The organism is Streptomyces adelaidensis, assembly GCF_016598475.1.
GTDB lineage: Bacteria > Actinomycetota > Actinomycetes > Streptomycetales > Streptomycetaceae > Streptomyces > Streptomyces adelaidensis.
Window position 1 is genome coordinate 24,363 of sequence record NZ_JAEMUX010000018.1, and the last position, 24,781, is coordinate 49,143.

Below are 24,781 nucleotides of genomic sequence, written 5' to 3' on the forward strand. Positions count from 1 at the left end.
GGTGCGGCTCGCCGGCCCTATTTAGGACACAGTGGTCTGCCCCTTTGGCGGATGTCGGACTAGATTCATGTCATGGCGGACACCAAGCGCGAGATCGAGCGTAAGTACGAGTCCGACGAGAGCGGGCTGCCGGACCTGACCGGTGTGGCCGGGGTGGCGACCGTTCTGGACAAGGGCGTGGCGGAGCTGGACGCCGTCTACTACGACACCCCTGACGAACGCCTCGCCGCCGCCTCCATCACCCTGCGCCGCCGTACCGGAGGCCATGACGCGGGCTGGCACCTGAAGTTCCCCGTCTCCTCCGGCGTACGGGACGAGATCAGCGCCCCGCTCTCCGACTCGCTGCCCGATGACCTCGCGGGGCTGGTGCGCTCCCGGGTCCGGGAGGCCGAGCTGGTGCCCGTGGTCCGGCTGCGGTCCACCCGTGACGTCAGCGACCTGCTCGACGCGGACGGCACCCTGCTCGCCGAGGTCAGCGTGGACGCCGTACGCGCCGAGCGGCTCACCGACGGCGGCCGTACCGCCCAGTGGGCCGAGATCGAGGTGGAGCTCGCCGACGACGGCGACCCCGCCTTCCTCGAGAAGGTCGACAAGAAGCTGCGCAAGGCAGGCGTACGGCCGTCCGACTCACCGTCGAAGCTGGCCCGGGCCCTCCAGGAGACGGCACCCAAGAACGGCAGGAAGGTCAGCAAGAAGGGCAAGAAGGAAGACGGGAAGGCGGACGAGGGGCCGGGCGGGGCCGAGGCGCCGGGGAAGCCGGTCAGTCCCGGTGACCATGTCCTCGTCTATGTCCGCGCGCAGCGGGACGCGATCGTCGAGTTCGACCCCGCCGTCCGGCGTGATGTCTTCGACTCCGTCCACAGCATGCGCGTGGCCACGCGGCGTCTGCGCAGCACCTTCAAGTCGTTCGGGAAGGTCCTGGACCGGGAGGTCACGGACCCCATCGGGGAGGAGCTGAAGTGGCTGGCGGGGGAGCTGGGGGTCGACCGTGACCAGGAGGTCCTGGCGGAACGGCTCACCGAGGCGCTGGACGATCTCTCCGAGAGCCTGGTGACGGGCCCGGTCCGCACACGGCTGCGCACCTGGACGGAGCACGGCGACACCGGCGCCAGGGGCGGCCTGATCGCCGTACTGGACGGGCAGCGGTATCTGGAGCTGCTGGCGTCGCTCGACGCCGTGGTCACGGACCCGCCGCTGCTCAAGGCCGCCGGCGGCGACACCGAGAAGGTGATCACCAAGGCGGTCAAGAAGGACTTCGCCAAGGTGGCGGCGCTGGTCGAGGAGGCGCTGGCGCAGCCGTCCGGCGCCGACCGCGACCTCGCCATGCACGAGGCCCGCAAGAAGGCCAAGCGCACCCGGTACGCGGCCGAGGCGGCGCGCCCCCTCCTCGGCGAGCCGGCCAAGCGACTCGTCAAGGACATGAAGTCCCTGCAGAGCCTGCTCGGCGACCACCAGGACAGCGTGATGACCCGCGAGGCACTGCGCGGCATCGCCTTCCAGGCCCACGAGGCGGGGGAGAGCGACTTCACGTACGGCGTGCTGTACGGCAGGGAGGAGCGGCGGGCGGAGCTGACGGAGGCGGCGTTGCCGGAGACCTGGCGGACGATCACGGCCGACGCGGCCTTCTGACGGTGACAGCCCCGAGGCCTGTGACGGCTGGCGTGCGAGGGGTGCCGCTGGGGGCGTTACGCTAGATGGTCACCTCCCCAGCCTCCGGCGGGGGGCGCCCCCAGTCAGCTCACGAAGGTAACCCCGAGATGTCTGTCGAGTCGGTCTTCCCACAGCTCGAAGCTTTGCTCCCGCACGTGCAGAAGCCGATTCAGTACGTCGGAGGCGAACTCAACTCCACAGTCAAGGAGTGGGACGCCTGCGATGTCCGCTGGGCGCTCATGTACCCGGACGCGTACGAGGTCGGGCTGCCCAACCAGGGCGTCATGATCCTTTACGAGGTGCTCAACGAGCGCGAGGGCGTCCTCGCCGAGCGCACCTACAGCGTGTGGCCCGACCTGGAACAACTGATGCGCGATCATGGCGTGCCGCAGTTCACGGTGGACGGACACCGCCCGGTGAAGGCCTTCGACGTGTTCGGCCTGTCCTTCTCCACGGAGCTGGGCTACACCAACATGCTGACCGCCCTGGACCTCGCCGGGATCCCCCTGGAGTCCAAGGACCGCACGCTCGACGACCCGATCGTGCTGGCCGGCGGCCACGCGGCCTTCAACCCCGAGCCGATCGCCGACTTCGTCGACGCGGTGATCATCGGCGACGGCGAGCAGGCCGTGCTCGACATGACCGGGATCATCCGCGCCTGGAAGGCCGAAGGCCGTCCCGGCGGCCGCGAAGAGGTCCTCTTCCGCCTCGCGAGGACCGGCTCGGTGTACATCCCGGCGTTCTACGACGTCGAGTACCTCCCCGACGGCCGTATCGGCCGCGTCGTACCGAACAGGTCGGGTGTCCCGTGGCGGGTGTCCAAGCACACGGTCATGGACCTGGACGAGTGGCCGTACCCGAAGCAGCCCCTCGTCCCGCTGGCGGAGACGGTCCACGAGCGCATGTCGGTGGAGATCTTCCGCGGCTGCACCCGGGGCTGCCGCTTCTGCCAGGCCGGCATGATCACCCGCCCGGTCCGTGAGCGGTCGATCACGGGCATCGGCGAGATGGTCGAGAAGGGCCTCAAGGCGACGGGCTTCGAGGAGGTCGGCCTGCTGTCGCTGTCGAGCGCCGACCACAGCGAGATCGGCGACATCGCCAAGGGTCTGGCGGACAGGTACGAGGAGGACAAGATCGGCCTGTCCCTCCCCTCGACCCGGGTGGACGCCTTCAATGTGGACCTGGCGAACGAGCTGACCCGCAACGGCCGGCGCTCGGGTCTGACCTTCGCGCCCGAGGGCGGCTCCGAGCGCCTGCGCAAGGTCATCAACAAGATGGTCTCGGAGGAGGACCTGATCCGGACCGTCTCGACCGCGTACGGCAACGGCTGGCGCCAGGTGAAGCTGTACTTCATGTGCGGCCTCCCGACCGAGACCGACGAGGACGTCCTCCAGATCGCCGACATGGCGACCCGCGTCATCCAGAAGGGCCGCGAGGTCTCCGGCTCGAACGACATCCGCTGCACGGTGTCGATCGGCGGGTTCGTCCCCAAGCCGCACACCCCGTTCCAGTGGGCCCCGCAGCTTTCGGCGGAGGAGACGGACGCCCGCCTCGAAAAGCTCCGCGACAAGATCCGTGGCGACAAGAAGTACGGCCGCTCCATCGGCTTCCGGTACCACGACGGCAAGCCGGGCATCGTCGAGGGCCTGCTGTCGCGCGGCGACCGCCGCATCGGCGCCGTGATCCGCGCGGTCTACGAGGACGGCGGCCGCTTCGACGGCTGGCGCGAGCACTTCTCCTACGACCGCTGGATGAGCTGCGCGGACAAGGCCCTCGCCGACGTCGGCCTCGACGTCGACTGGTACACCACCCGCGAGCGCACCTACGAGGAGGTCCTCCCCTGGGACCACCTCGACTCCGGCCTCGACAAGGACTGGCTCTGGGAGGACTGGCAGGACTCCCTCGACGAGACCGAGGTCGAGGACTGCCGCTGGACGCCGTGCTTCGACTGCGGCGTGTGTCCGCAGTTGGACACGCACATCCAGGTCGGGCCCACGGGCAAGAAGCTGCTGCCGCTGGCGGTCAAGCAGCCGGCGGGCAGTGGGCACAGCCACTGACCTGCTGTCGCAGACGGCGAGGGGTGTCCGGAGGGCCGGTGGGTCGGCCTGCGGACACCCTTTTTCGTGTCAGGAGCCGAGGTCGGTTCCGCCGTTGACAGCGCCGGCTTCCGGCCGGAAGTTCACCTCGACCCAAGGGTTGCGGGTGTCGTTCACGGGGTCATCGCCGGTGGTGCAGTTCAGGATGGCCTCCTCGCTCTGGTTGTTGTCCACGCTGCAGTCGGTTTCGTAGACCCGTCCCGTCGTGGTGATCAGGCTGAACTGAACACCACCCGACGCTTCGTGCTCGCTGATGGCGGCCCCACAGGGCTCGCCCTCCTCGCCGCCCGAGGGGTAGTCCGGGTTGACGCTGAGGTCGGTCCACCGCATGAACCCGTCCGAGCTGCCCGTGAGGTCACGGATGCCCGCGTAGAAGTTTCCGTCGGCCGCCGACAGTGCGGCACGGAACTCGACCATGCCCGTGGGGTGGTAGGCGTCGAGGTCGCTGCAGACCGGGGTTCCGCCGGCGCCTGTGGCACCGGTCGCGCCCGTCGCTCCGGTGGGCCCGGTCGGGCCGGTGGCCCCCGTCGCGCCGGTGCTGGGGCCGGTCGGTCCGGTGGGGCCGGTGGCCCCCGTCGCGCCGGTCGCGCCCGTCGCTCCGGTGCTGGGGCCGGTGGGGCCGGTCGGTCCGGTGGGGCCGGTGGCTCCGTCCTGACCCGCGGGGCCCGTCGGCCCGGTGGGGCCCGGCTTGCCCTTGCACTTGTCGCGGTGGTCGTCGCCCTTCGGACCCATGGCGCTGTTCGGCCCCTGGCCGTGTTCGTCCTGAGGTCGGCCGTTCTCGTCGTACCACTGGCCCTGCTTGTCGTGCTTGCCGTGTTCGTCGCGGCGGTCGTCGCACTCGTCCTGGCGCGGCGGGTGCGGGCTCACGCGAGCGGGTGTGGCCGAGGGACGGTCGGCCGCGATGGCGGCAGTACTGGTGAAGCTCAGCATGACAAGGCCGACCGAGGCCATGGCGCCGCCGACAAGCCATCTCCCCCGCTGGGGAAGTGGGCCCAGACCGGATCTGGTCCTGTTCTCAGGACTCATATGGACTGCTCCTTGTGGTACCGATGCGGATCGAATCCGAAGGCCTTCAGCCTCCTCTGCCTCATTCGGCCACGCTTTACGGATATCCGCTCGGTGTGAGGACTTGAAATTCGGCCGATCGTGGGCGGGGCGGTCGATCGTCGGGCTACACCGGAAATTGGAGATGTTCACCCGTAATGAGTGGCATCTCGGGTCAGACATGCGGCTGTTCGGAGGATTCCGGCCATGCAGGAAGAAGTTCTGAGCCCTGCCCAGGATATGGCTGACGTTTGAGGGACCTTCAGAATTCGAAGCCGCTCTTGGAAGGGCACATTCATGACAGCACTGCCCGCAGACAGTTCCGTCCTCCCGCCCCGGCAGGTGGCTCCGGGCCATCAGGACCGGGCTGAGCCGGTCGAAGAGATTCAGTCCGGTGTTCCGTGGTGGATCTGGTGCCTTGCAGGAGCGCTGTTCTTCGCCTACCTGACGCTCTCGCTCCGCCTCCATCAACGGATGCTGTCCGCCGCCTTCGATCTGGGGATCTTCGAACAGGTCGTCAAGTCCTACGCGGCCGGGCAGCTACCCCTTTCCGAAATCAAAGGGCCGGACTTCCCTGTCATGGGCGACCACTTCCATCCCGTTCTGGCGTTGGTGGCGCCCTTCTACCGGATCTGGCCATCACCGATGGCACTGCTGGTGGTGCAGGCGGCGCTGATCGCGGCGAGTGTTCTTCCCCTGACGATGTGGGCACGCCGGACCCTCGGTTCCGTTGCCGCCGGGGTCATCGGTGTCTGCTACGGCCTGTCCTGGGGCATCGCTAGCGCGGTCGGCAAGGACTTCCACGAAGTGGCCTTCGCCGTCCCCCTGCTCGCCTGCTCGTTGACGGCCCTCGGTAACGACCGGCCGCGCGCCGCCGCGTGCTGGGCCATGCCCTTGCTGCTGGTGAAGGAAGACCTCGGGCTCACCGTGGCGGTGATCGGATTCCTCATCGTCCGGCGCGGGGCCCGTCGGCTCGGACTCGCCACGATCGCGGCCGGTCTGCTCGGCAGCGCGTTGGCGATGTTCGTGATCCTGCCGGCCTTCAATCCGAAGGGGGGCTACGCCTATCTGCACTGGTTGCCGGGTGCGGGAGGCGGTGACGGTGGGCTGGCCGATGTGCTGTACAAGGGCACGATCGGGCTCATCACGCCCGAGGCCAAGGTGACGACTCTGCTGGTCCTGCTCGCCCCCACCCTGTTCCTCGCGCTGCGGTCCCCGCTGTTGTGGGTCGCGGCGCCGACGTTGCTCTGGCGCTTCGCGTCCGGCCTGTACACCCACTGGGGCACCGCGTACCACTACTCACTCGTACTGATGCCGATCGTCTTCGCCGCTTTCATCGATGCCCTGAGCCGGCGGCAGCCGAGTCGAACAAGCCTTCGCCGCTATCTCATCGGCTCCGCCGCCATCACCGCCTTGCTCCTGCCCCAGTTCCCGCTGTGGCAGCTGGTCAAGGCGGAGACGTGGCGGACCGACCCGCGGATCGCCGTCGCCCACGGTCTGATGGACCGGGTGCCCGACGGGGCCACGATCCAGGCGTCCAACGAACTCGTGCCCCAGCTCAGCGGCCGTACGAGCGTCAGCCTCTACGGCTGGCCCGACAGCCGTCCGAACCCAGAGTGGATCATGGTGGACACCTTGGTGCCGCCACACCGGCGATGGCCGCAGAACTTCATGGAGGAACGGATCTCCCTGGACCGGGCTCTCACCCAGGGGTACCGCACCGTGGCGGCGCGGGACGGTTATGTGCTGCTCACCCGGACGGGCTGACGAACCCGCACCGGTTCACCGGTCAGGGTCCGGAATCCCTGTTACGACGACGGGGCCGGGGCCGGGGCGGCTGCCTCGGCCCGCTGGATGATCACCGACTCGATGACGACGGACTTCTTCGGGCGGCCGTCGGCGGAGCCGTCCGCCGTTCCGCGACGGGCGATCTCCCGCACGATGTCCAGCCCACCGACGACCTTCGCGAACGGCGTCCAGTGCGGCCGCATCGCCACTTCCGGATCGGCGTAACTGATGAAGAACCGGCTGCCGTTCCGGCCCGGCACAACCTTGGACATCGCCACGGTGCCCGCCGGATATGTGGCGTCGTCCAGATTCTCGTCCCGGAAGAAGTACCCCGGATCGGTGCCGCCGTCCCGCGCCGAGTCGCCGCACTCCAAGGTGAAAACGTCCTCGCTGGTCAGCCGATGGCATTCACTGCGGTCGAAGTGACCCTTCCCCGCAAGAAAGGCGAACGAGTTGGCCGTGCACGGGGCTTCGGCGGACAGAACGTCCAGCAGTACCCGCCCTCTGTTGGTGATCAGCGTCGCCCGGTAGGGCCGGACCGCCTTTTCCGCGTCGAAGGCGGGAATGTCGGCCGGCTTCCCGCGATCGGTGGGGGTGTACGAGCACGCGGGTGACGGCTTCGCGTCGGAAGGAGAGTTCTCGGCGGTCAGGGAGAGTGAGGCCCACGTCATCGCCGAACAGAGCCCCGTGACCGCGAGAGCGGTCAACGCGGCCCTGGGCACAGGCTCTTTGGGCCATCCGGCGACTGCGAAATTTCCCGGCCGATTTCTCGCGGACATTCGTACCCCGATGGTGACGACTTGCGCTGGGTGAAATGACGCGGAGAGCCTATACAGACGTCATGGCCCGACATGGTCGACACACACTGTCGCCGGTGAATCGGCGCGCCTCAGCCATTCCGGCAGGGAAGGTGGATTTTGATCTGGCCTGTGAAATCAACGGTCTGCCTGAACATGATCGTCAAGGATGAGGCCCCGGTCATCCGCCGCTGCCTGGAATCCGTCCGCCCCCTGATCGACACCTGGGTCATCCTGGACACCGGCTCGACGGACGGCACCCAGGACGTCGTCCGCGAGGTCTTCGGCGATCTGCCGGGAACCCTGTACGAGCGCCCCTGGAACGGCTTCGACGGAAGCCGCAGCGAGGCGATCGAACTCGCCCGGGACCGAGCGGGCTACCTGCTCTTCATCGACGCGGACGACCTGATGGAGGTCGAACCGGGCTTCCGTATGCCGGAGCTGACGCACGACGCCTACCGGGTCGCCCTGCACGACCGGTCGATCATCCACTGGCGCCCGGCGCTGGTCTCGACCCGGTTGCCCTGGCGGTACGTCGGCGTGCTGCACGAGTACATCGAGTGCGGGCAGTCGTACAGCCTCGGCACGCTCAAGGGCGCCAACATCCTCTCGGTGGGCGGCGGGGCGCGGCTGAGAGAAGGCCGACGGAAGAAGTACCTCCGCGACGCCGAGATCCTCCAGGAAGGCCTGGTCGAAGAGCCCGACAACCACCGCTACGTCTTCTACCTCGCCCAGAGCTGGCGCGACGCCGACGAGCCGGAGAAGGCGCTCGCCGCCTACGACCGCCGGGCCGCCATGGGCGGATGGGGGGAGGAGGTCTTCTGCTCCCACCTCTACGCCGCCCGCCTCGCCGTAGGGCTCGAACGGCCGGCCGCCGAGGTGATGGACCGCTACCTCCGCGCCCACGAGAGCCGCCCCGCACGCGCCGAGGCCCTCGGTGAACTCGCCCGCCACTGCCGCCTCGACGGCCCCCGCTGGCCGCTCGGCCACCTGTTCGCGAAGCAGGCGACGCGGATCCCGTTTCCGAGCGACATCCTCTTCGTCGAGTTCGACTGGTACCGGTGGCGGGCGCTCGACGAACTCGCGGTGGCCGCGTACTGGGTGGGGGAGTACGAGGAGTCGCGGGCCTGCTGCGAGAAGCTCCTCGCCGGGGACGAACTGCCCGACGAGCAGCGCGAACGGGTCACCGGCAACCTGGAGTTCGCCCTGCGGAAGCTGGGCACGACGGGCACGAAGGGGAAGGCGGGCCCGGACGGAGCCCTCGCGCAGTCGGTCGGGCTGGCGGGTCCGTAGGTCCCGGGCACCCGTCCCCGGCCGCGCGACGTCCCGTCGTCGTGCGTAGGGTGAGCGCGGTCGGCAGTGGGAACACCGAGGCGAACAGGGCGGGAAGTTGAAGGCGCGGGGCTGCATCCGGACAGGTCGCTGAGGCGTCTACGTCGTCATGGACCTGGAGAAGCGGCCCACCCCGCAGCCCGCCGAGCCATCGGCGCCGTACAGGCATGCCCAGCAGGCGCCCGAGGGGTGTCTCACCATCGCGATCCGGATTCCCGTGCGGATCGTCGTGCTCGTGCTGGTCGTGCCGGTGCGGATGGTGTGGGACGTGCTCGTCGTGGTCGGGCGGTTCCTGAAGGACACCGTGCTGCGGCCGGTGGGGCGGGCGCTGCTGTGGCTGGGCAAGGCCCTCTTCGTGTGGCCGTGGGTGGCGCTGTGGCGGTACGTAGTCGTGCCGGTCGCCAAGGGGCTCGGGTGGCTCGGGTACTGGCTCCTCGTCGTACCGGTCGTGTGGCTGTACCGGTATGTGCTGACGCCCGTGGGCCAGGCGATCGCCTGGGTGGTCGCCGGACTCCGGGCGGGCGTCGTCTGGTTCGCCACCGGCATCGGAGCCGTGCTCGTCTGGCTCTACGCATGGACGCTCGCGCCGCTCGGACGTGGCATCGCCTGGCTGGCCCGGGGCGCCTGGGCCGGCCTCGCCGCCGTCGGACTCGCGCTGTTCACAGGCGTCGCCTGGCTGGTGCGATACCTCCTCGTCGTACCGGCCGAGTGGCTCTACCGGTACGTGCTGACGCCCGTGGGGCACGCGATCGCATGGGTGGCCCGCGGGGCCGTATGGCTCGTCCGGATGATCTTCACCGGGCTCGGACTCGGGATCTACTGGACGCTGCGCATCCTGCTGGTGCTGCCCGCGCTCGCCGTGTGGCGATGGGTGCTCACACCGGTCGGACGGGTCCTCGCCGTCGTCGGCCGGGAGATCTGGGACGCCCTCGGGCACGCGTGGCGGGTCGCCGGGTGGATCTCGCTCGTCGTCGGACGGTTCCTGGCGACCCTCTTCCGGTTGATCTTCGTCGAGCCCACGCGGTGGGTGTACCGGACCGTCCTCACACCGGCCGGCCATTTCGTACGGGACGTGGTGTGGAAGCCCGTCACCGCGCTCGCGCGCGGTGTGGGCCGTACCACCCGCCAGGCCCTGGCCACCGCCCGCGAATCAGTCCGCCAGGCCCGCGCCAGTGTGCGGTGGGCGCTCTTCGGGCAGCCGGGGGAGCCGAAGCCGGTCGCCGCCCGACGGGAACCGGGAGCCGCCGAGACACGTACTCTTGGTAGCAGTACGACCGCACTCACGAAGGACTGAGCGACACTGGGCAAGCGACAGCCCGAAGGCCCGCCGCCCGCACCCGCGGTGCAGCGCATCCGACTGCGCTACACCAAGCGCGGCCGCCTCCGGTTCACCAGCCACCGTGACTTCCAGCGCGCCTTCGAGCGTGCGCTGCGCCGTGCCGAGGTGCCGATGGCGTACTCGGCGGGGTTCACGCCGCATCCGAAGGTGTCGTACGCCAATGCCGCACCCACCGGCACGGGCAGTGAGGCGGAGTACCTGGAGATCGCGCTCACCGACGCGCGCGATCCCGAGAAGCTCAGGATTCTGCTCGACGAGTCGCTGCCCGCCGGGCTCGACGTCATCGACGCGGTCGAGGCCCGGACCTCCGGGCTCGCCGACCGGCTGACGGCCTCCGTGTGGGAACTGCGCCTTGACGGCGTGGACCCGGCGGACGCCGGGCGCGCGGTCGAGGCCTTCAAGGCGGCGGACCTCGTCGAGGTCCAGCGCAGAACCAAGAACGGCATGCGGACGTTCGACGCCCGCGCCGCCGTCGTCGACCTTGACGTTCTCGACGGTCCTGAGACGCACAGTCCACAGCCCGCCGCAAGCGTCGGCTCCACTGGAGCGGCTGGCGCCGCGCCCCTTGCTGGGCCGACGGACCAGCCCTGTGCGATACTGCGGCTGGTTGTTCGGCACGTGACGCCTGCCGTACGACCCGACGACGTCCTGTCCGGTCTTCGCGCCGTGGCCGACCTGGCGCCGCCGGTCCCCGCAGCGGTGACCAGGCTGGCGCAGGGGCTGTTCGATGAAGAGACCGGCACGGTGACCGACCCGCTCGCGCCCGACCGCGAGGCAGCAGCGGCCCCTACAACGGCCGCGCCCACTGCCGCCGCGAAGGCGCCGGCGCCGGAAGGCTCCGCGTAGGGACGCACGTCGTAGCGTCGCCCTCGTATCCGGGAGCCACCTGGGTCGGGCAGCGCACCGACCACAAGACTTTCACCAGGCCGTACGCACACATGGCGTACGGAACCGGTGAGACAGGACACAGAGAGCTCCCGTGCGGCGCCCGCGCCCCGGACGGCGGCAGTCGCGTACGACGCGAGCCGCGGACGTCACCGGCCATGCCGGACCGGGTGCGGCGCCCGGGAGCCTGACGGGAGAAACGCCCGCATGCCCGAACCGATCGAATCCGCAGAGCCCGCGCAGGGCTCCGAACACAATTCACCGAGCGACACCCTGCCGCCGCGCCGTCGCCGCCGTGCCGCGTCCCGCCCCGCGGGACCGCCGTCCGCCGCCTCCGAAGAGGCCGCGGAGACCACCGCGCCGGCCATAGCGGCCGCGGAGTCCGAGGACCTCGCCGCTGATGAGGCCGCTGAGGTGACCGAGACGACGGAGGTGACCGCGGTGGACGAGACCACTGAGGCCGAGGAAGTCGAAGAGGCCGCCGCCGAGGAGGCCGCGCCCGCCCCCCGTACGCGTCGTCGCGCCACTCGCCGGGCCTCCGCGCCCGCCGGCGCGCCCAAGGACGCCGAGACTGCCGCCGTCGCCGAGACCGTGGTGCCGGCCGCCGTCACCGAAGTGGCCGAGGCCGTCGCCGACGAGGCACCCGCCGCCGTCGAGGAGACCGCGTCCGCAGGCCGTCCGCGCCGTCGCGCGACGCGCCGGGCTTCCGCCCCCGCCGGCGCGCCCGAGGCGCCAGAGGAGGATGCCGCCGAGGCGGAGTCCCCGGCCGAGGTCGCCGTCGAGGAGGCCGTGCCCGCAGGCCGTCCGCGTCGTCGTGCGACGCGTCGGGTGACCGCGCCCGTCAGTGAGCCGGAGGCCGCCGAGGTCGTGGAGGCCGCCGCTGTCGCCGTCGAGCCCGCCCAGGACGAGGACACGGCCGAGGAGGCCGCTCCGCGTCGTACACGTCGTCGGGCCACACGCCGGGTGACCGCGCCGACCGGCGCGCCCGAGGCCGAGGCCGCCGCCGAGCCCGTCGCCGCCGAGACCGTTCAGGCGCCCGCCGTGCCCGAGAGCGAGCCCGTCAAGGCTCCGCGGGCCGCCGCCGCCCAGGCCGCCGTGGACGAGGCTGAGGAAGCCGCTCCGCGTCGTGGCCGCCGTCGGGCCACGCGCAAGGCTGCCGGTGGGTTCTCCGCGCCGGCCGCGCCGGTCGCGGACGAGGCCGGCGCCCGGCCCGCGCGGCCCTCTGTGGCCGTGTTCCAGGCACCGGTGTTCACCGAGCCGATGTTCCAGACGCCGGAGCGGGCCGCCGCGCGGGCCGCCGCCGAGGCGGAGGCGGAGACCGTGGAGGTCGAGGAGCCCGTCGAGGCCGTCGACCTCGGCGGGTTCGCCGAGGAGGAGAGCACCGGCGGGTCGCGGCGTCGCCGTCGTCGTCGGGGCGAGGCCGCCGAGGCCGAGCAGCCCGTTGCCGTTGTCACGGTGCCCGAGGAGCCGGAGGAGGGCGAGGAGCCCGAAGAGGCCACCGAGGACGCCGGCGAGGGTGACGAGTTCGGCGAGGAGGAGTCCACCGGATCGCGGCGTCGCCGTCGCCGGGGTGGCCGCCGCCGTCGCCGGGGCGAGTCGGCCGAGGGCGACTCCGAGGGTGAGGAGCCCGCCGCCGAGCAGGCCGCGCAGGACGCCGAGGACACCGCCGAGCAGGTGGACGAGGACGCGGAGGACGAGGACGACCGCGAGGATGCCGGTGGTGCCGGCTCCAGCAGCAGCCGTCGGCGCCGTCGCCGTCGTCGCCGCGCCGGGGACTCGGGCACGGAGGCCGAGCAGCCCGCAGACGACCCCGAGCGTACGGTCGTCAAGGTCCGTGAGCCGCGCGAGCGGCGCGCGAAGGAGACAGAGTTCTCCGACGAGGTGCAGTCCATCAAGGGCTCCACCCGCCTGGAGGCCAAGAAGCAGCGCCGCCGGGAAGGCCGTGAGCAGGGGCGCCGACGCGTCCCGATCATCACCGAGGCCGAGTTCCTGGCCCGCCGTGAGGCCGTCGAGCGCGTCATGGTCGTCCGCCAGAGCGGCGAGCGCACCCAGATCGGCGTCCTTGAGGACAACGTGCTCGTCGAGCACTACGTCAACAAGGAGCAGTCGACCTCGTACGTCGGCAACGTCTACCTCGGCAAGGTGCAGAACGTGCTGCCGTCGATGGAGGCCGCCTTCATCGACATCGGCAAGGGGCGCAACGCCGTCCTGTACGCCGGTGAGGTCAACTTCGAGGCGCTGGGCATGGCCAACGGGCCGCGCCGCATCGAGTCCGCCCTGAAGTCCGGGCAGTCCGTGCTCGTCCAGGTGACGAAGGACCCGATCGGGCACAAGGGTGCCCGTCTGACCAGCCAGGTCTCGCTGCCGGGCCGCTACCTGGTCTACGTCCCCGAGGGGTCGATGACCGGTATCAGCCGCAAGCTGCCCGACACCGAGCGGGCCCGGCTGAAGACCATCCTCAAGAAGATCGTCCCCGACGACGCGGGCGTCATCGTGCGCACCGCCGCCGAGGGCGCGAGCGAGGACGAGCTGCGCCGCGACGTCGAGCGACTGCAGGCGCAGTGGGAGGACATCGAGAAGAAGGCCAAGCAAGGCGGCAGCTCGAACGCGCCGACGCTCCTGTACGGCGAGCCGGACATGACCGTCCGGGTGGTCCGCGACATCTTCAACGAGGACTTCTCCAAGGTCATCGTCAGTGGCGACGAGGCGTGGGAGACCATCCACGGATATGTCTCGCACGTCGCGCCCGACCTGGCCGACCGGCTGCAGAAGTGGACCTCCGAGGTCGACGTCTTCGCGACGTACCGCATCGACGAGCAGCTGATGAAGGCGCTGGACCGCAAGGTGTGGCTGCCCAGCGGTGGTTCGCTGGTGATCGACAAGACCGAGGCCATGATCGTGGTCGATGTCAACACCGGGAAGTTCACCGGCCAGGGCGGCAACCTGGAGGAGACGGTCACCAGGAACAACCTGGAGGCGGCCGAGGAGATCGTGCGCCAGCTGCGGCTGCGCGACCTCGGCGGCATCGTCGTCATCGACTTCATCGACATGGTGCTGGAGTCCAACCGGGACCTGGTGCTGCGGCGCCTCCTCGAATGCCTGGGACGCGACCGTACGAAGCACCAGGTCGCCGAGGTCACCTCGCTGGGCCTGGTCCAGATGACGCGGAAGCGGGTCGGGCAGGGCCTCCTGGAGTCCTTCTCCGAGACCTGTGTCCACTGCAACGGGCGTGGCGTGATCGTGCACATGGATCAGCCGACCGCGGTCGGCGGTGGCGGTAAGCGCCGCAAGCGCGGGCGTGGCGCTGCGGAACTCGACCACGAGCACGAGCACGTGGCCGCCGCCGAAGCTCCCGAGGTCTTCGAGGACGTCGAGCCGGAGCTGGTCGAGGCCGAGGTGGCCGCGGAGGTCGCCGAGCCCGTGGCCCTTCCCGCGCCGGAGTTCGAGCCGGACGAGGAGCTGTACAGCAGCGTCGCCGAGGCCGAGGCGGCTGTCGGGCGCGGCCGTTCGCGTCGTCGTGCGACCCGGCGGGCCTCCGCGCCCTCGGGTGCGCCGAAGTCCCGCGAGGCCGTGTCCGTGGTGGCCCCCGAGGACGAGGAGCGGGCGCCGAAGTCGCGGGAGGCCGCCGAGTCGGAGCCCGTCGCGCTGGAGGACCCGGTCGTCGAGACGCCGGCCACCCCGAGCGTCGAGGAGGCCGCGCCCAAGGGCCGTACGCGCCGTAGGGCGACCCGGAAGGTGACCGCCCCCGCGGGCGCGCCGGCCGGGGCCGCGGCGGACGAGGCCGTGGTGACGGTGGTCGAGCCGGTCGCCGAGCCGGTCGCGGAAGCCGTGGCCGAGCCGGCCGAAGCGGCGACCGCTGCCGAGAGCGCGGCTCCGGCCCGCCCGAGGCGGCGTGCCGTGCGCAAGGCGACGGTGTCCACCGCGTCGGAGGAGGCCGCTGTCGTGGTCGTTCCGTCCGCTCCGGCGGAGGACGCGGCCGAGGCTCCGGCCCAGGCCGAGGAGACCGAGGCCGAGGCCCCCGCCAAGAAGACGGCGCGCAAGACCGCCGCCAAGAAGGCGACGGCGAAGAAGGTCGCGGCGAAGAAGACGGCGGCCAAGAAGACGGTCGCGAAGAAGGCCACGGCCAAGAAGACGACGGCGAAGAAGGCGGCCACGAAGAAGACCACGGTCGCCGCCGAGCAGGCGTCGGCCACGGTCACGGCTTCGACCGACGAGAGCTGAGCCCCGCGGGGCGGGCGCTTGGTCCGCTCCAACTGATGCCCCTGTCAGGTGGTTTCACCACCTGACAGGGGCATCAGCGTGTCTGACGTACCCCCTGCCTCTTGGGGCGCGTCGGACACCTGTAACACTCACGTAGTCGTTCGAGTCGGAGCCGCGCGTCGGAGCGTGGGGAAACAAGACCTCGGCGCACGGCGGGGAGCGGCCGTGCGCGGGGAACGGGGAGGGGATCGCATGGTGCGCGTGCGCCTGGAGAGCGATGGGCGGGACAGTGCCGTGCGGCCGTTCAGGGGGGCGCGCAGGGCCGTCGCGCTGGCCACCGTGCTGGCGGCGGCGGGTGTGCAGACGGCGATGTCCGCGGGGACCGCGCAGGCCGCCCCGACCTGGACCGAAGGCCCCATCTTCAACGACCCGTTGGGGACGGGGAGCGAGCAACTCGCGATACGTACGCGGCTCATCGAACTCACGGCCGCCGCGCTGCCCGGCTCCACCATCAAGGTCGCCGTCTACCACGTGTGGGAGGCGTCCGTCGTCGACGCGCTCGTCGCCGCGAAGAACCGTGGCGTCCACGTCCAGGTCCTGCTGGACGAGTCGAGCATCAGCGACCGCCCCGCCAACACCGCGTACGGCAGTCTCGCCGCCGCGCTCGGCACCGACCGTGCGAAGGGGTCGTACATCGCGACCTGTGCCGTCGACAGGTCCTGCCTCGGCGATCCGAAGTACGGGCAGTCGATCATGCACAACAAGTTCTGGCTGTTCTCGGCGGTCGAGGGCGCGACGAACGTGGTCGTGCAGACGACGTCGAACTCGACGCCGTCGGCGCACACCAAGTTCTTCAACGACGCGCTGCTGCTGCCGGACAATCCGACGATGTACGACGCGTACGCGGACTACTTCGACACGATGGCCGCCCGGGACTGGGCCTCCTGGGACTACCGGACCGTCAGCAACGGCCTCTACAAGGCGTACTTCTTCCCCCGGGCCGGGAACACGCGGGCCACCGACAGCGTGTACTCGGTGCTCAACAACGTGCAGTGCTCCTACAAGGACAGTGCCGGTGTGACGCGGAAGACCTGGGTGCGGGTCGCGATCTTCAAGATCACTCGGCTGGCGATCGCGGAGAAGCTGGTCGCGCTGAAGAAGGCCGGCTGCGATGTGAGCATCGTGTACGCCGAGTCGGACAGCGCCAAGAGCAGCGGCGGCACCAAGGGGACGTGGGAGAAGATGCACACGTCCGGCGGGCCGACCGTGCGCTGCTACAACGACGACCGGGACCCCGTGAACACCGGGCAGAAGCTGACCACGCCGTACATCATCCACTCCAAGTACATCCTGGTCGACGGTATGTACGACGGGGTGCGCAACAAGATCAGCTTCACCGGCTCGGGCAACTACACCGGGCCCGCGCTGCGGGAGAACGACGAGTCGATCGTCAAGGTCGACGACGATGCCGTGCACGACATGTACCGGGCCCACTTCAACAAGGTGATCGCCGTCGCATACCCGGGCAAGGCCGATACCACGGACCTGTGCAAGGGCGTGAAGCCGCTGCCGGCGGACGGCGAGAAGCCGACCACATGAGCGCCGGGCGGGACGGAAGGGGCTCGGTTTGACCCCTTCGGGCGTAGCCCCGTAACCTTGGCCGTCGGCGTGTCCATAGTTGTCCATCGACGCGCCGCATCCCCGTAAACCTCTTTCCTTCCGGGCGCCGGGCGCCGGGGAGAGGCTGTTCGCGTGTCGAGCGGCTGGACTGCGGGGGTACCGATCCCGAGCTAGAGAGTGAGATCCGCGTGTACGCCATCGTGCGCAGCGGTGGTCGCCAGCACAAGGTTGCTGTCGGCGACATCGTTGAGGTTGACAAGATTTCCACTGCCAATGTTGGCGACACGGTCGAGCTCTCGACCCTGCTCGTCGTCGATGGCGACGCTGTGACCAGCGACCCGTGGGTGCTGGCCGGCATCAAGGTCCAGGCCGAGGTCGTGGACCACCACAAGGGCGTCAAGATCGACATCCTTCGCTACAAGAACAAGACCGGCTACCGCCGTCGTCAGGGCCACCGCCAGCAGTACACGGCGATCAAGGTCACTGAGATCCCCGCGGCTGCGAAGTAAGGGACTGAGGAGAGATGGCACACAAGAAGGGCGCATCGTCCACCCGGAACGGTCGCGACTCCAATGCTCAGCGGCTCGGCGTGAAGCGCTTCGGCGGTCAGGTCGTCAACGCCGGTGAGATCCTGGTCCGCCAGCGTGGCACCCACTTCCACCCCGGCGCGAGCGTCGGCCGTGGCAAGGACGACACGCTGTTCGCGCTGGCCGCGGGCGCCGTGGAGTTCGGCACCCACCGTGGTCGCAAGGTCGTGAACATCGTTCCGGTCGCCTGAGTCCTCGGACCAAGGCTTCCGTAGAGCGATCCAGCGATTCGTCGAGGGCGGGCCTCACTTCCCCGTACGGGATTCCGTACGGGGAAGCGGGTCCGCCTTTGACGTGTTACAGCTAAGACATTTCCTTTTGTAACTGGAGGCACCACCATGACCACCTTCGTGGACCGCGTCGAACTGCATGTCGCCGCGGGTAACGGAGGTCACGGCTGTGCCTCCGTTCACCGGGAGAAGTTCAAGCCGCTCGGCGGCCCCGACGGCGGCAACGGCGGCCGGGGCGGCGATGTGATCCTCGTCGTCGACCAGTCGGTGACGACTCTCCTCGACTACCACCACTCCCCGCACCGCAAGGCCACCAACGGCAAGCCCGGCGAGGGCGCCAACCGCTCCGGCAAGGACGGCCAGGACCTGATCCTGCCGGTCCCGGACGGCACCGTGGTGCTGGACCAGCACGGCAACGTCCTCGCCGACCTCGTCGGCCAGGGCACCACCTTCGTCGCCGCACAGGGCGGCCGGGGCGGCCTCGGTAACGCGGCCCTCGCCTCCGCCCGCCGCAAGGCGCCCGGCTTCGCGCTGCTCGGCGTGCCGGGAGGGCTGCTGGACATCGTCCTGGAGCTCAAGACCGTCGCCGATGTGGCCCTCGTCGGCTACCCCAGCGCGGGCAAGTCCTCGCTGATCTCGGTGCTGAGCGCCGCCAAGCCGAAGATCGCGGACTATCCCTTCACGACCCTCGTCCCGAACCTGGGCGTGGTCACGGCGGGCGAGACGGTCTACACCATCGCCGACGTCCCCGGGCTCATCCCCGGCGCCAGCCAGGGCAAGGGCCTCGGCCTCGAATTCCTCCGCCACGTCGAGCGCTGCAGCGTCCTCGTCCACGTCCTCGACACGGCGACGCTGGAGTCCGACCGCGACCCCGTCTCCGACCTCGACATCATCGAGGAGGAGCTGAAGGAGTACGGCGGCCTCGGCAACCGGCCCCGGATGGTCGTCCTCAACAAGATCGACGTGCCCGACGGCAAGGACCTCGCCGAGATGGTGCGGCCGGACCTGGAGGCCCGTGGCTATCAGGTCTTCGAGGTGTCCGCCGTCGCCCACATCGGGCTGAAAGAGCTGTCCTTCGCCCTCGCCGACCTCGTCGGCACGGCACGCGCCGCCAGGCCGAAGGAGGAGGCGACCCGGATCGTCATCCGCCCGAAGGCGGTCGACGACGCGGGCTTCACCGTCGTACAGGAGGAGGACGGCCTCTTCCGCGTCCGTGGCGAGAAGCCCGAGCGCTGGATCCGCCAGACCGACTTCAGCAACGACGAGGCGGTGGGCTACCTCGCCGACCGGCTGAGCCGCCTCGGCGTCGAGGAACAGCTCATGAAGGCGGGCGCCCGCTCCGGCGACGGCGTCGCCATCGGCCCCGAGGACAACGCCGTCGTCTTCGACTGGGAGCCCACCGTCATGGCCGGCGCGGAAATGCTCGGCCGCCGAGGCGAGGACCACCGCTTCGAGGCCCCCCGCCCCGCCGTCCAGCGCCGCCGCGACCGCCAGGCGGAACTCGACGAGGCGGACAAGGAGTTCGGCGACTTCGAGCCGTTCTAGCCCGCAGACGCCGCGCTCCCCGAGCTGTCGGGCGGCGGCAAAGACGGCAAAGGTGGCAGAACGAAGGGCCCCGGAGACAACTCCGGGGCCCTTCGCCAGCTCCTAACGGAGTGCTTCGGCCTCGCTGGGCTCGGCGTCGTCGGAAACCAGCTCGTCCCCCACTCCCCGAGGCGAGGGGATCTCGTTGGCGAGGCGGGACTCCATACGGACGCGACGGTCGTCGGCCTCGGCACAGAGCGCCTTGACCGCGGAGTCGAAGCGGATGTGCGATGGCGGGTCGGAGGGGCCGAGCAGCTGCTCCTTGAGCGTGGCGCGGGCCTTGGTGAAGCGGTCCTTCTCGGGGTGGCGGACGGCGTCGAGGAGGGACGGGACGCCGTCGGCCTCGGGCGTCAGGACGACACCGGCGGAGACCGTCGGGAAGGCCGTGCGGAACGCCTCCTGCGACAGACCGGACGTGTTGGCGACCGAGTACGGCTTCTCGCTGGACAGCCAGTCGGAGACGACCGAGGAGACATCGCTGATCAGCAGGTCCGCCACGTTGAAGCAGGCGAAGATCGCGGGCCGTGCCTCGGTGACGATCCTGTGCTCCCACTCGGGGAACGCCGCCCAGTACGCCTTCTCCCAGGCCAGCGTCGCCTCGGCGATCGCCGCCTCGCGGTTCCCGCTGGGCGTGCCCTGCAGCAGCATCCGCTCCATCTCGTCCGCGCTGGCCCGGAAGGCGGTGGAGGTCAGCCGGTCCAACTCGGCCGTGCGGCGCGTCAGTTCGGCGGCGGCCTCAGGCCCGGGGCGGGCCCCGGACCGCTTGGTGTTCGCCTCGCGGATCATCGCCTTGATGCGCTCGTTCGCGGCCCCCGCGCGCGGGTCGACCGAGCCGGTCATCGGGTGCGGCTTGTAGAGCAGCCGGACCTTGTCGTCGGCGAGCAGCTCACGGACGACGTTCTCGCCGGCCAGGACCACGGAGGTGTTGCCGGGGTTGCCGTCCCAGCCCTCCCAGGTGGGGGCGTAGAGGACGGTCGTGTACGTGCCGGTGGGCGGGCCCGCGTACGGGCGGATCGGCGCCAGCTGCGGGCGGCCGACCTCGACGATGTCCTTGTCCTCGACGCCGACCTCGGCGAGCGCGTACCGCTCGCGCGCGGCGGGACCGGCGACCCACACCTCGTCGTACGCCTTCGCGTACGGGTTGCAGGAGGACAGCTTGTCGCTCTCGCCGTGGTTGATGAAGGCGTGCTTGACGGTGGGGATGCGCAGCACCTGGGAGGTCTTCGCCGCGTTGGCCGGGTGCAGCATCATCTTCAGCGTCGAGTTCTCCAGGGAGAACATCGTCGAGACCTTCGGGAAGCAGATGACCGGGACGTCCGTCGCGTCGATCTTCTGCACCATGAAGCGCTCACGCAGCACGATCAGCGGCTTGTCGAGCTGGGAGAGGGTCGAGAGCCACATGTTCGCCTGGTACGCCGAGGTCGTACCGCCGGAGAAGTACATCGCGGTGGTCGGCCGGTACTTCGCCAGCCACTTGTCGAGCCACTCCATGACCTGCTGCTCGCTCCTGGCGCGCTTCTTCGGCAGCAGCCAGGTCGCCAGGTACGCGGTGCCCGCGACGAGGAGGGTGAGGCCGGCGCCGAGGCCGAGGCCGCCCCAGGTGGCGTCCTGAGTGGCCGCGGTGGCCACCAGGCCGGCCGTGATCGGCAGGGAGAACGTCAGCAGCCGGTGCGCCTGGCGGCGGGCCAGGATGCGCGGCGGGGCGGCGGTCAGGCGCAGCTCGGAGGCGTCGATGTTGCGGGTGACGATCGGCAGCGTCCGGGTGCGGCGCACCAGGACCGAGAGGGCCTGGCAGGTGAAGTGCACCGCGTAGAAGACGAACACGCCGACGACGAGGGGGGCCTGCTCGCGCGTCGGGTCGATGCCGTCGATGCGCAGCAGCCCCACCAGGATCACCATGTCGCGCAGCAGCTGGCGCACCAGGGCGTCGAAGCGGACCTTGCTCAGCGGTGCGAGCAGGCCGGGGTCCCGGTACTGCAGGAACGTGTCCAGGGCGAGGCCCGCCGCGCTCGCGGCGACGAACACGGGGATGTTCGGCAGCAGCGCGGAGACGATCTGGGCCGTGAAGAGCGCGAACATCGCGAGCAGTGCTGACAGCTGCGCGATGCGGCGTGGGGCGAGGCCTGCGGAGGGCACGGGCTGGGCTCCTGCGGAGGGTGCGAGGGGATGGAGGGGGCCGATCCCTGACCGTATGACCTAGGGCGCCCGGGGAGCAATCTGCCGCGAGGACGGCAGGAGGACAGTTGGGGACAATCGGGCGTATCGCCCGGAGGGTCGTGGGGCTTCTCACGGTCTCCTCACAAAGGGGCACACTCGGCCCCGCGCCCACTCGCTCCCAAGCGGTCCGCCCAGCGAAATGGTGAAGCGTCCGATCCGCATCCTCACGTAGATTGCGAACTGCACACACCAGGCTGGTTCGGAACATTGGGGATAGGCGTGTCAGCGGCAAGGCAGGGCGTTGTGGATGCGCACCGGATCGTCGTCAAGGTGGGCTCCTCCTCGCTGACGACCGCCTCCGGCGGCCTCGACGCGGACCGGGTGGACGCCCTGGTGGACGTCCTCGCCAAGGCCCGAAAGCCGGGGGCGGCCCGAAGGGCCTCGGTTGAGGGTGGTGGTGGGAGTCGGGTGGGCGGAGGGGAGCGGGAGATCGTGCTGGTCTCGTCCGGCGCCATCGCCGCCGGGCTCGCGCCGCTGGGCCTGCGCCGCCGCCCCAAGGACCTCGCCCGGCAGCAGGCCGCCGCCAGCGTCGGCCAGGGCCTGCTCGTGGCCCGCTACACCGCCTCCTGCGCCCGCTACGGCATCCGCGTGGGGCAGGTGCTCCTCACCTCCGACGACATGAGCCGCCGCTCCCACCACCGCAACGCCTCCCGCACCCTCGACAAGCTCCTCGCGATGGGCGCCCTGCCGGTGGTCAACGAGAACGACACCGTCGCCACGGACGAGATCCGTTTCGGGGACAACGACCGCCTCGCCGCCCTCGTCGCCCACCTCGTCCGCGCCGACCTGCTGGTCCTGCTCTCCGACGTGGACGGCGTGTACGACGGCGACCCCAGCAGGCCCGGCACGTCGCGGATAGCGGAGGTTCGGGGTCCCGCGGACCTCGCGCACGTCGACATCGGCAGCACCGGCAAGGCAGGGGTCGGCACCGGCGGCATGGTGACCAAGGTCGAGGCGGCCCGGATCGCGGCGGCCGCCGGCATCCCCGTCGTGCTGACCAGCGCGGTCCACGCGGCGGACGCCCTGACCGGCGGCGACACCGGCACCTACTTCCACTCCACGGGCAAGCGCTCCGCCGACCGGCTGCTGTGGCTCCAGCACGCCTCCGCCCCGCAGGGCTCGCTCACCCTCGACGACGGGGCCGTGCGCGCGGTCGTCGACCGCCGCACCTCGCTGCTGCCGGCCGGTATCGCGGCGGTCGAGGGCGACTTCACCGCGGGCGACCCCGTCGAGCTGCGCGACGCCGCCGGCCGGGCCGTCGCCCGCGGGCTGGTCAACTTCGACGCCAAGGAGATCCCCCAGCTGATCGGCCGCTCGACCCGGGAACTGGCGCGCGAGCTGGGTCCCGCGTACGAACGAGAGGTCGTACACAGGGACGACCTCGTCCTCCTGCACCCCTGACCAGCGGCCCCATGGGGGGGCGAAAGCACGGGCCCCGGCAGTGCGCGTTCCGTAAAACCGCCACGCGAAGCCCGTGAGCCTGCTCAACTTTGTCTCAGGGAGATTCCGCACGACCCATTGCCAAGCACGAATCGTTGCGAAGGAGGCCGTCGTGAGACGAGTGCGCCCCGGGGCCGCGACGTCCCGTGGTGGTGGTACCTCCCGTGCGGCCGGCGAGGGGCGGGCGCTCACCAGCGTCGCCGCCTCGGACACGTACGAGAGCGACAGCGTCGAGGAGCCGCAGGACCTGCCCCGGCTGTGGCACGTCACGCTGAGCGTCTCCGGGCCCGAGGCCCCGCTCAAAGAGGTGCGGCGCGGCCTCGAACAGCTCGCCCACGACCACCCCTTCCTGCTGACCAGCCGCTATGCCAACGACCACGCCGAGATCCGCTACTGGGAGGAGGCCCGCGACCTCCACGACGCGGCCGCCGTCGCCCTGCGCCTGTGGGGTGAGCACCGCCGTACGGCCGGGCTGCCGCCCTGGGAGATCGTCGGCCTGGAGGTCATCGACCGCCAGACGTACCACCACCGGATCGCCGAGGGCTACGGGCCGGCGCCCGCGACGCCCGTCGGCGTCCACCCGTTCTGACCGCCCCGCCCGGGAGCCGTCCGGGGTGTGTCTCGCGCTTTGGAACAGCCGATGGACGCCCCCGCCGGGCGCACTACCCTTCCTTTATGACCTCGCTCTCGCCGTACGACTCCATGACCCCGGTCACCCGGGCCGCCTACCGCGCCAAAGCCGCCGCCGCCGACCTCGCGCCGCTGCCGCGGGCCGACAAGGACGACGCGCTGCTCGCCATCGCGGACGCGCTGGAAGTCCGTACGAGTGAAATCGTCGAGGCCAACGCCAAGGACATCGAGCGGGCCCGCGAGGCCGGCACCAGCGAGGCGATCGTCGACCGGCTGACGCTGACCCCGGAGCGGATCCGGGCGATCGCCGCCGACGTGCGTGACGTGGCCGCGCTGCCCGACCCCGTCGGCGAGGTGGTCCGCGGCTCGACTCTCCCCAACGGCATCGACCTGCGCCAGGTCCGCGTCCCGCTCGGCGTCGTCGGCATCATCTACGAGGCCCGCCCGAACGTGACCGTCGACGCCGCCGCCCTCTGCCTGAAGTCCGGCAACGCGGCCCTGCTGCGCGGCTCGTCCTCCGCCTTCGAGTCGAACACCGCCCTCGTCCGCGTGGTGCGCGACGCCGTCGGCGGCGCCGGGCTGCCCGCCGACGCCGTCCAGCTGGTGCCCGGCGAGAACCGCGACTCCGTACGCGAGCTGATGCGCGCCCGGGGCCTGGTCGACGTCCTCATCCCGCGCGGCGGCGCCTCCCTGATCCGCACGGTCGTCGAGGAGTCCACCGTCCCGGTGATCGAGACCGGCACGGGCAACTGCCACATCTACGTCGACGCGCACACCGACATCGACATGGCGATCGAGATCCTGATCAACTCCAAGGCCCACCGCGTCAGCGTCTGCAACGCCGCCGAGACGCTCCTCGTCCACCAGGACATCGCCCCCGAGTTCCTGCCCCGCGCTCTCGACGCGCTCGCCGAGGCCGGGGTCACCGTCCATGCCGACGAGCGGGTCCTCGCGTACGCGAAGGACTCGAAGGCCACCGTGGTCGAGGCCACGACCGAGGACTGGGAGACCGAGTACCTCTCGTACGACATCGCCGCCGCCGTCGTCGACTCGCTGGACCGAGCCGTGGAGCACATCCGGCTGTGGAGCTCCGGCCACACCGAGGCGATCGTGACGACCTCCCAGCAGGCCGCCCGCCGCTTCACCCAGCTGGTCGACTCCACGACGGTCGCCGTCAACGCCTCGACCCGCTTCACCGACGGCGGCCAGTTCGGCTTCGGCGCCGAGATCGGCATCTCCACCCAGAAGCTGCACGCCCGCGGCCCCATGGGTCTGCCCGAGCTGACCAGCACGAAGTACATCGTCACGGGCGACGGGCACGTACGGCGCTGACGGGGGCCGC

17 protein-coding genes are annotated in these 24,781 nt (G+C 70.6%); 14 read left to right on the forward strand and 3 right to left on the reverse strand.

The annotated features are described in order from the left end of the window. The first annotated feature begins 72 nt into the window (after positions 1-72). On the forward strand, positions 73-1,629 hold the full coding sequence (locus I8N67_RS13125; protein WP_200303221.1) for a CYTH and CHAD domain-containing protein: 1,557 nt from the start codon (positions 73-75) through the stop codon (positions 1,627-1,629). Between the two features lie 128 nt (positions 1,630-1,757). Next, positions 1,758-3,707, forward strand: coding sequence for a TIGR03960 family B12-binding radical SAM protein (locus tag I8N67_RS13130; protein WP_200303222.1), 1,950 nt, complete (start codon positions 1,758-1,760; stop codon positions 3,705-3,707). Positions 3,708-3,776: 69 nt separating this feature from the next. On the opposite strand, the gene I8N67_RS13135 is transcribed toward I8N67_RS13130, so the two are convergent. Further along, on the reverse strand, positions 3,777-4,613 hold the full coding sequence (locus I8N67_RS13135; protein ID WP_307835222.1) for a hypothetical protein: 837 nt from the start codon (positions 4,611-4,613) through the stop codon (positions 3,777-3,779). A gap of 474 nt (positions 4,614-5,087) precedes the next feature. On the opposite strand from I8N67_RS13135, the gene I8N67_RS13140 reads away from it, so the two are divergent. Then, the gene (locus tag I8N67_RS13140; protein WP_200303225.1) at positions 5,088-6,557 is read left to right on the forward strand and encodes a DUF2079 domain-containing protein; all 1,470 of its coding nucleotides are present in this window, start codon (positions 5,088-5,090) and stop codon (positions 6,555-6,557) included. Between the two features lie 41 nt (positions 6,558-6,598). Here the strand turns inward: I8N67_RS13140 and I8N67_RS13145 are convergent, their stop codons facing one another. Next, a complete protein-coding gene (locus I8N67_RS13145; RefSeq protein ID WP_200303227.1) occupies positions 6,599-7,249 on the reverse strand; it encodes a peptidylprolyl isomerase in 651 nt (216 codons plus the stop codon). Positions 7,250-7,531: 282 nt separating this feature from the next. On the opposite strand from I8N67_RS13145, the gene I8N67_RS13150 reads away from it, so the two are divergent. The 8 genes from I8N67_RS13150 to obgE all read left to right on the forward strand — a co-directional run bounded on the left by I8N67_RS13150 (position 7,532) and on the right by obgE (position 19,113). After that, positions 7,532-8,668 carry a glycosyltransferase gene (locus I8N67_RS13150; RefSeq protein ID WP_200303229.1) on the forward strand — a complete coding sequence of 379 codons (1,137 nt, stop codon included), beginning with the start codon at positions 7,532-7,534 and terminating at the stop codon, positions 8,666-8,668. Between the two features lie 148 nt (positions 8,669-8,816). Beyond that, entirely contained in the window at positions 8,817-10,001 is a 1,185-nt protein-coding gene (locus I8N67_RS13155; RefSeq protein WP_200303231.1) for a phage tail tape measure protein, read from the forward strand. Between the two features lie 48 nt (positions 10,002-10,049). Continuing rightward, the gene (locus tag I8N67_RS13160; protein ID WP_200303232.1) at positions 10,050-10,892 is read left to right on the forward strand and encodes a TIGR03936 family radical SAM-associated protein; all 843 of its coding nucleotides are present in this window, start codon (positions 10,050-10,052) and stop codon (positions 10,890-10,892) included. Positions 10,893-11,138: 246 nt separating this feature from the next. Next, positions 11,139-15,152, forward strand: coding sequence for an Rne/Rng family ribonuclease (locus I8N67_RS13165; protein ID WP_200303233.1), 4,014 nt, complete (start codon positions 11,139-11,141; stop codon positions 15,150-15,152). Positions 15,153-15,383: 231 nt separating this feature from the next. After that, on the forward strand, positions 15,384-16,730 hold the full coding sequence (locus I8N67_RS13170; RefSeq protein WP_200303234.1) for a phospholipase D-like domain-containing protein: 1,347 nt from the start codon (positions 15,384-15,386) through the stop codon (positions 16,728-16,730). Positions 16,731-16,939: 209 nt separating this feature from the next. After that, complete coding sequence (rplU, locus tag I8N67_RS13175; protein ID WP_200303235.1) at positions 16,940-17,260, forward strand: 50S ribosomal protein L21; 321 nt, start codon at positions 16,940-16,942, stop codon at positions 17,258-17,260. 14 nt (positions 17,261-17,274) lie between these two features. Continuing rightward, on the forward strand, positions 17,275-17,529 hold the full coding sequence (gene rpmA / locus I8N67_RS13180; protein ID WP_006374707.1) for a 50S ribosomal protein L27: 255 nt from the start codon (positions 17,275-17,277) through the stop codon (positions 17,527-17,529). Between the two features lie 147 nt (positions 17,530-17,676). Continuing rightward, positions 17,677-19,113: a GTPase ObgE gene (gene obgE / locus I8N67_RS13185; protein ID WP_200303236.1), complete on the forward strand. Its 1,437-nt coding sequence runs from the start codon at positions 17,677-17,679 to the stop codon at positions 19,111-19,113. A gap of 102 nt (positions 19,114-19,215) precedes the next feature. On the opposite strand, the gene I8N67_RS13190 is transcribed toward obgE, so the two are convergent. Further along, positions 19,216-21,288 carry a CDP-glycerol glycerophosphotransferase family protein gene (locus I8N67_RS13190; RefSeq protein WP_200303237.1) on the reverse strand — a complete coding sequence of 691 codons (2,073 nt, stop codon included), beginning with the start codon at positions 21,286-21,288 and terminating at the stop codon, positions 19,216-19,218. Positions 21,289-21,588: 300 nt separating this feature from the next. Between I8N67_RS13190 and proB the strand changes: the two genes are divergently transcribed. The 3 genes from proB to I8N67_RS13205 all read left to right on the forward strand — a co-directional run bounded on the left by proB (position 21,589) and on the right by I8N67_RS13205 (position 24,771). Continuing rightward, entirely contained in the window at positions 21,589-22,770 is a 1,182-nt protein-coding gene (gene proB, locus I8N67_RS13195; RefSeq protein WP_200303238.1) for a glutamate 5-kinase, read from the forward strand. A 160-nt stretch (positions 22,771-22,930) separates the two neighbouring features. After that, entirely contained in the window at positions 22,931-23,398 is a 468-nt protein-coding gene (locus tag I8N67_RS13200; protein ID WP_200303298.1) for a DUF8830 family protein, read from the forward strand. A gap of 86 nt (positions 23,399-23,484) precedes the next feature. After that, the gene (locus tag I8N67_RS13205) at positions 23,485-24,771 is read left to right on the forward strand and encodes a glutamate-5-semialdehyde dehydrogenase (RefSeq protein ID WP_200303239.1); all 1,287 of its coding nucleotides are present in this window, start codon (positions 23,485-23,487) and stop codon (positions 24,769-24,771) included. Positions 24,772-24,781: the final 10 nt, after the last annotated feature.

Coding starts and splice junctions, on each gene's coding strand:
- I8N67_RS13125 (WP_200303221.1), top strand. CDS start 73: ATGGCGGACACCAAGCGCGAGATCGAGCGTAAGTACGAGTCCGACGAG.
- obgE (WP_200303236.1), top strand. CDS start 17,677: ATGACCACCTTCGTGGACCGCGTCGAACTGCATGTCGCCGCGGGTAAC.
- I8N67_RS13170 (WP_200303234.1), top strand. CDS start 15,384: ATGGTGCGCGTGCGCCTGGAGAGCGATGGGCGGGACAGTGCCGTGCGG.
- I8N67_RS13150 (WP_200303229.1), top strand. CDS start 7,532: ATGATCGTCAAGGATGAGGCCCCGGTCATCCGCCGCTGCCTGGAATCC.
- I8N67_RS13130 (WP_200303222.1), top strand. CDS start 1,758: ATGTCTGTCGAGTCGGTCTTCCCACAGCTCGAAGCTTTGCTCCCGCAC.
- I8N67_RS13205 (WP_200303239.1), top strand. CDS start 23,485: ATGACCTCGCTCTCGCCGTACGACTCCATGACCCCGGTCACCCGGGCC.
- I8N67_RS13155 (WP_200303231.1), top strand. CDS start 8,817: ATGGACCTGGAGAAGCGGCCCACCCCGCAGCCCGCCGAGCCATCGGCG.
- rpmA (WP_006374707.1), top strand. CDS start 17,275: ATGGCACACAAGAAGGGCGCATCGTCCACCCGGAACGGTCGCGACTCC.
- I8N67_RS13140 (WP_200303225.1), top strand. CDS start 5,088: ATGACAGCACTGCCCGCAGACAGTTCCGTCCTCCCGCCCCGGCAGGTG.
- I8N67_RS13145 (WP_200303227.1), bottom strand. CDS start 7,249: ATGACGTGGGCCTCACTCTCCCTGACCGCCGAGAACTCTCCTTCCGAC.
- I8N67_RS13165 (WP_200303233.1), top strand. CDS start 11,139: ATGCCCGAACCGATCGAATCCGCAGAGCCCGCGCAGGGCTCCGAACAC.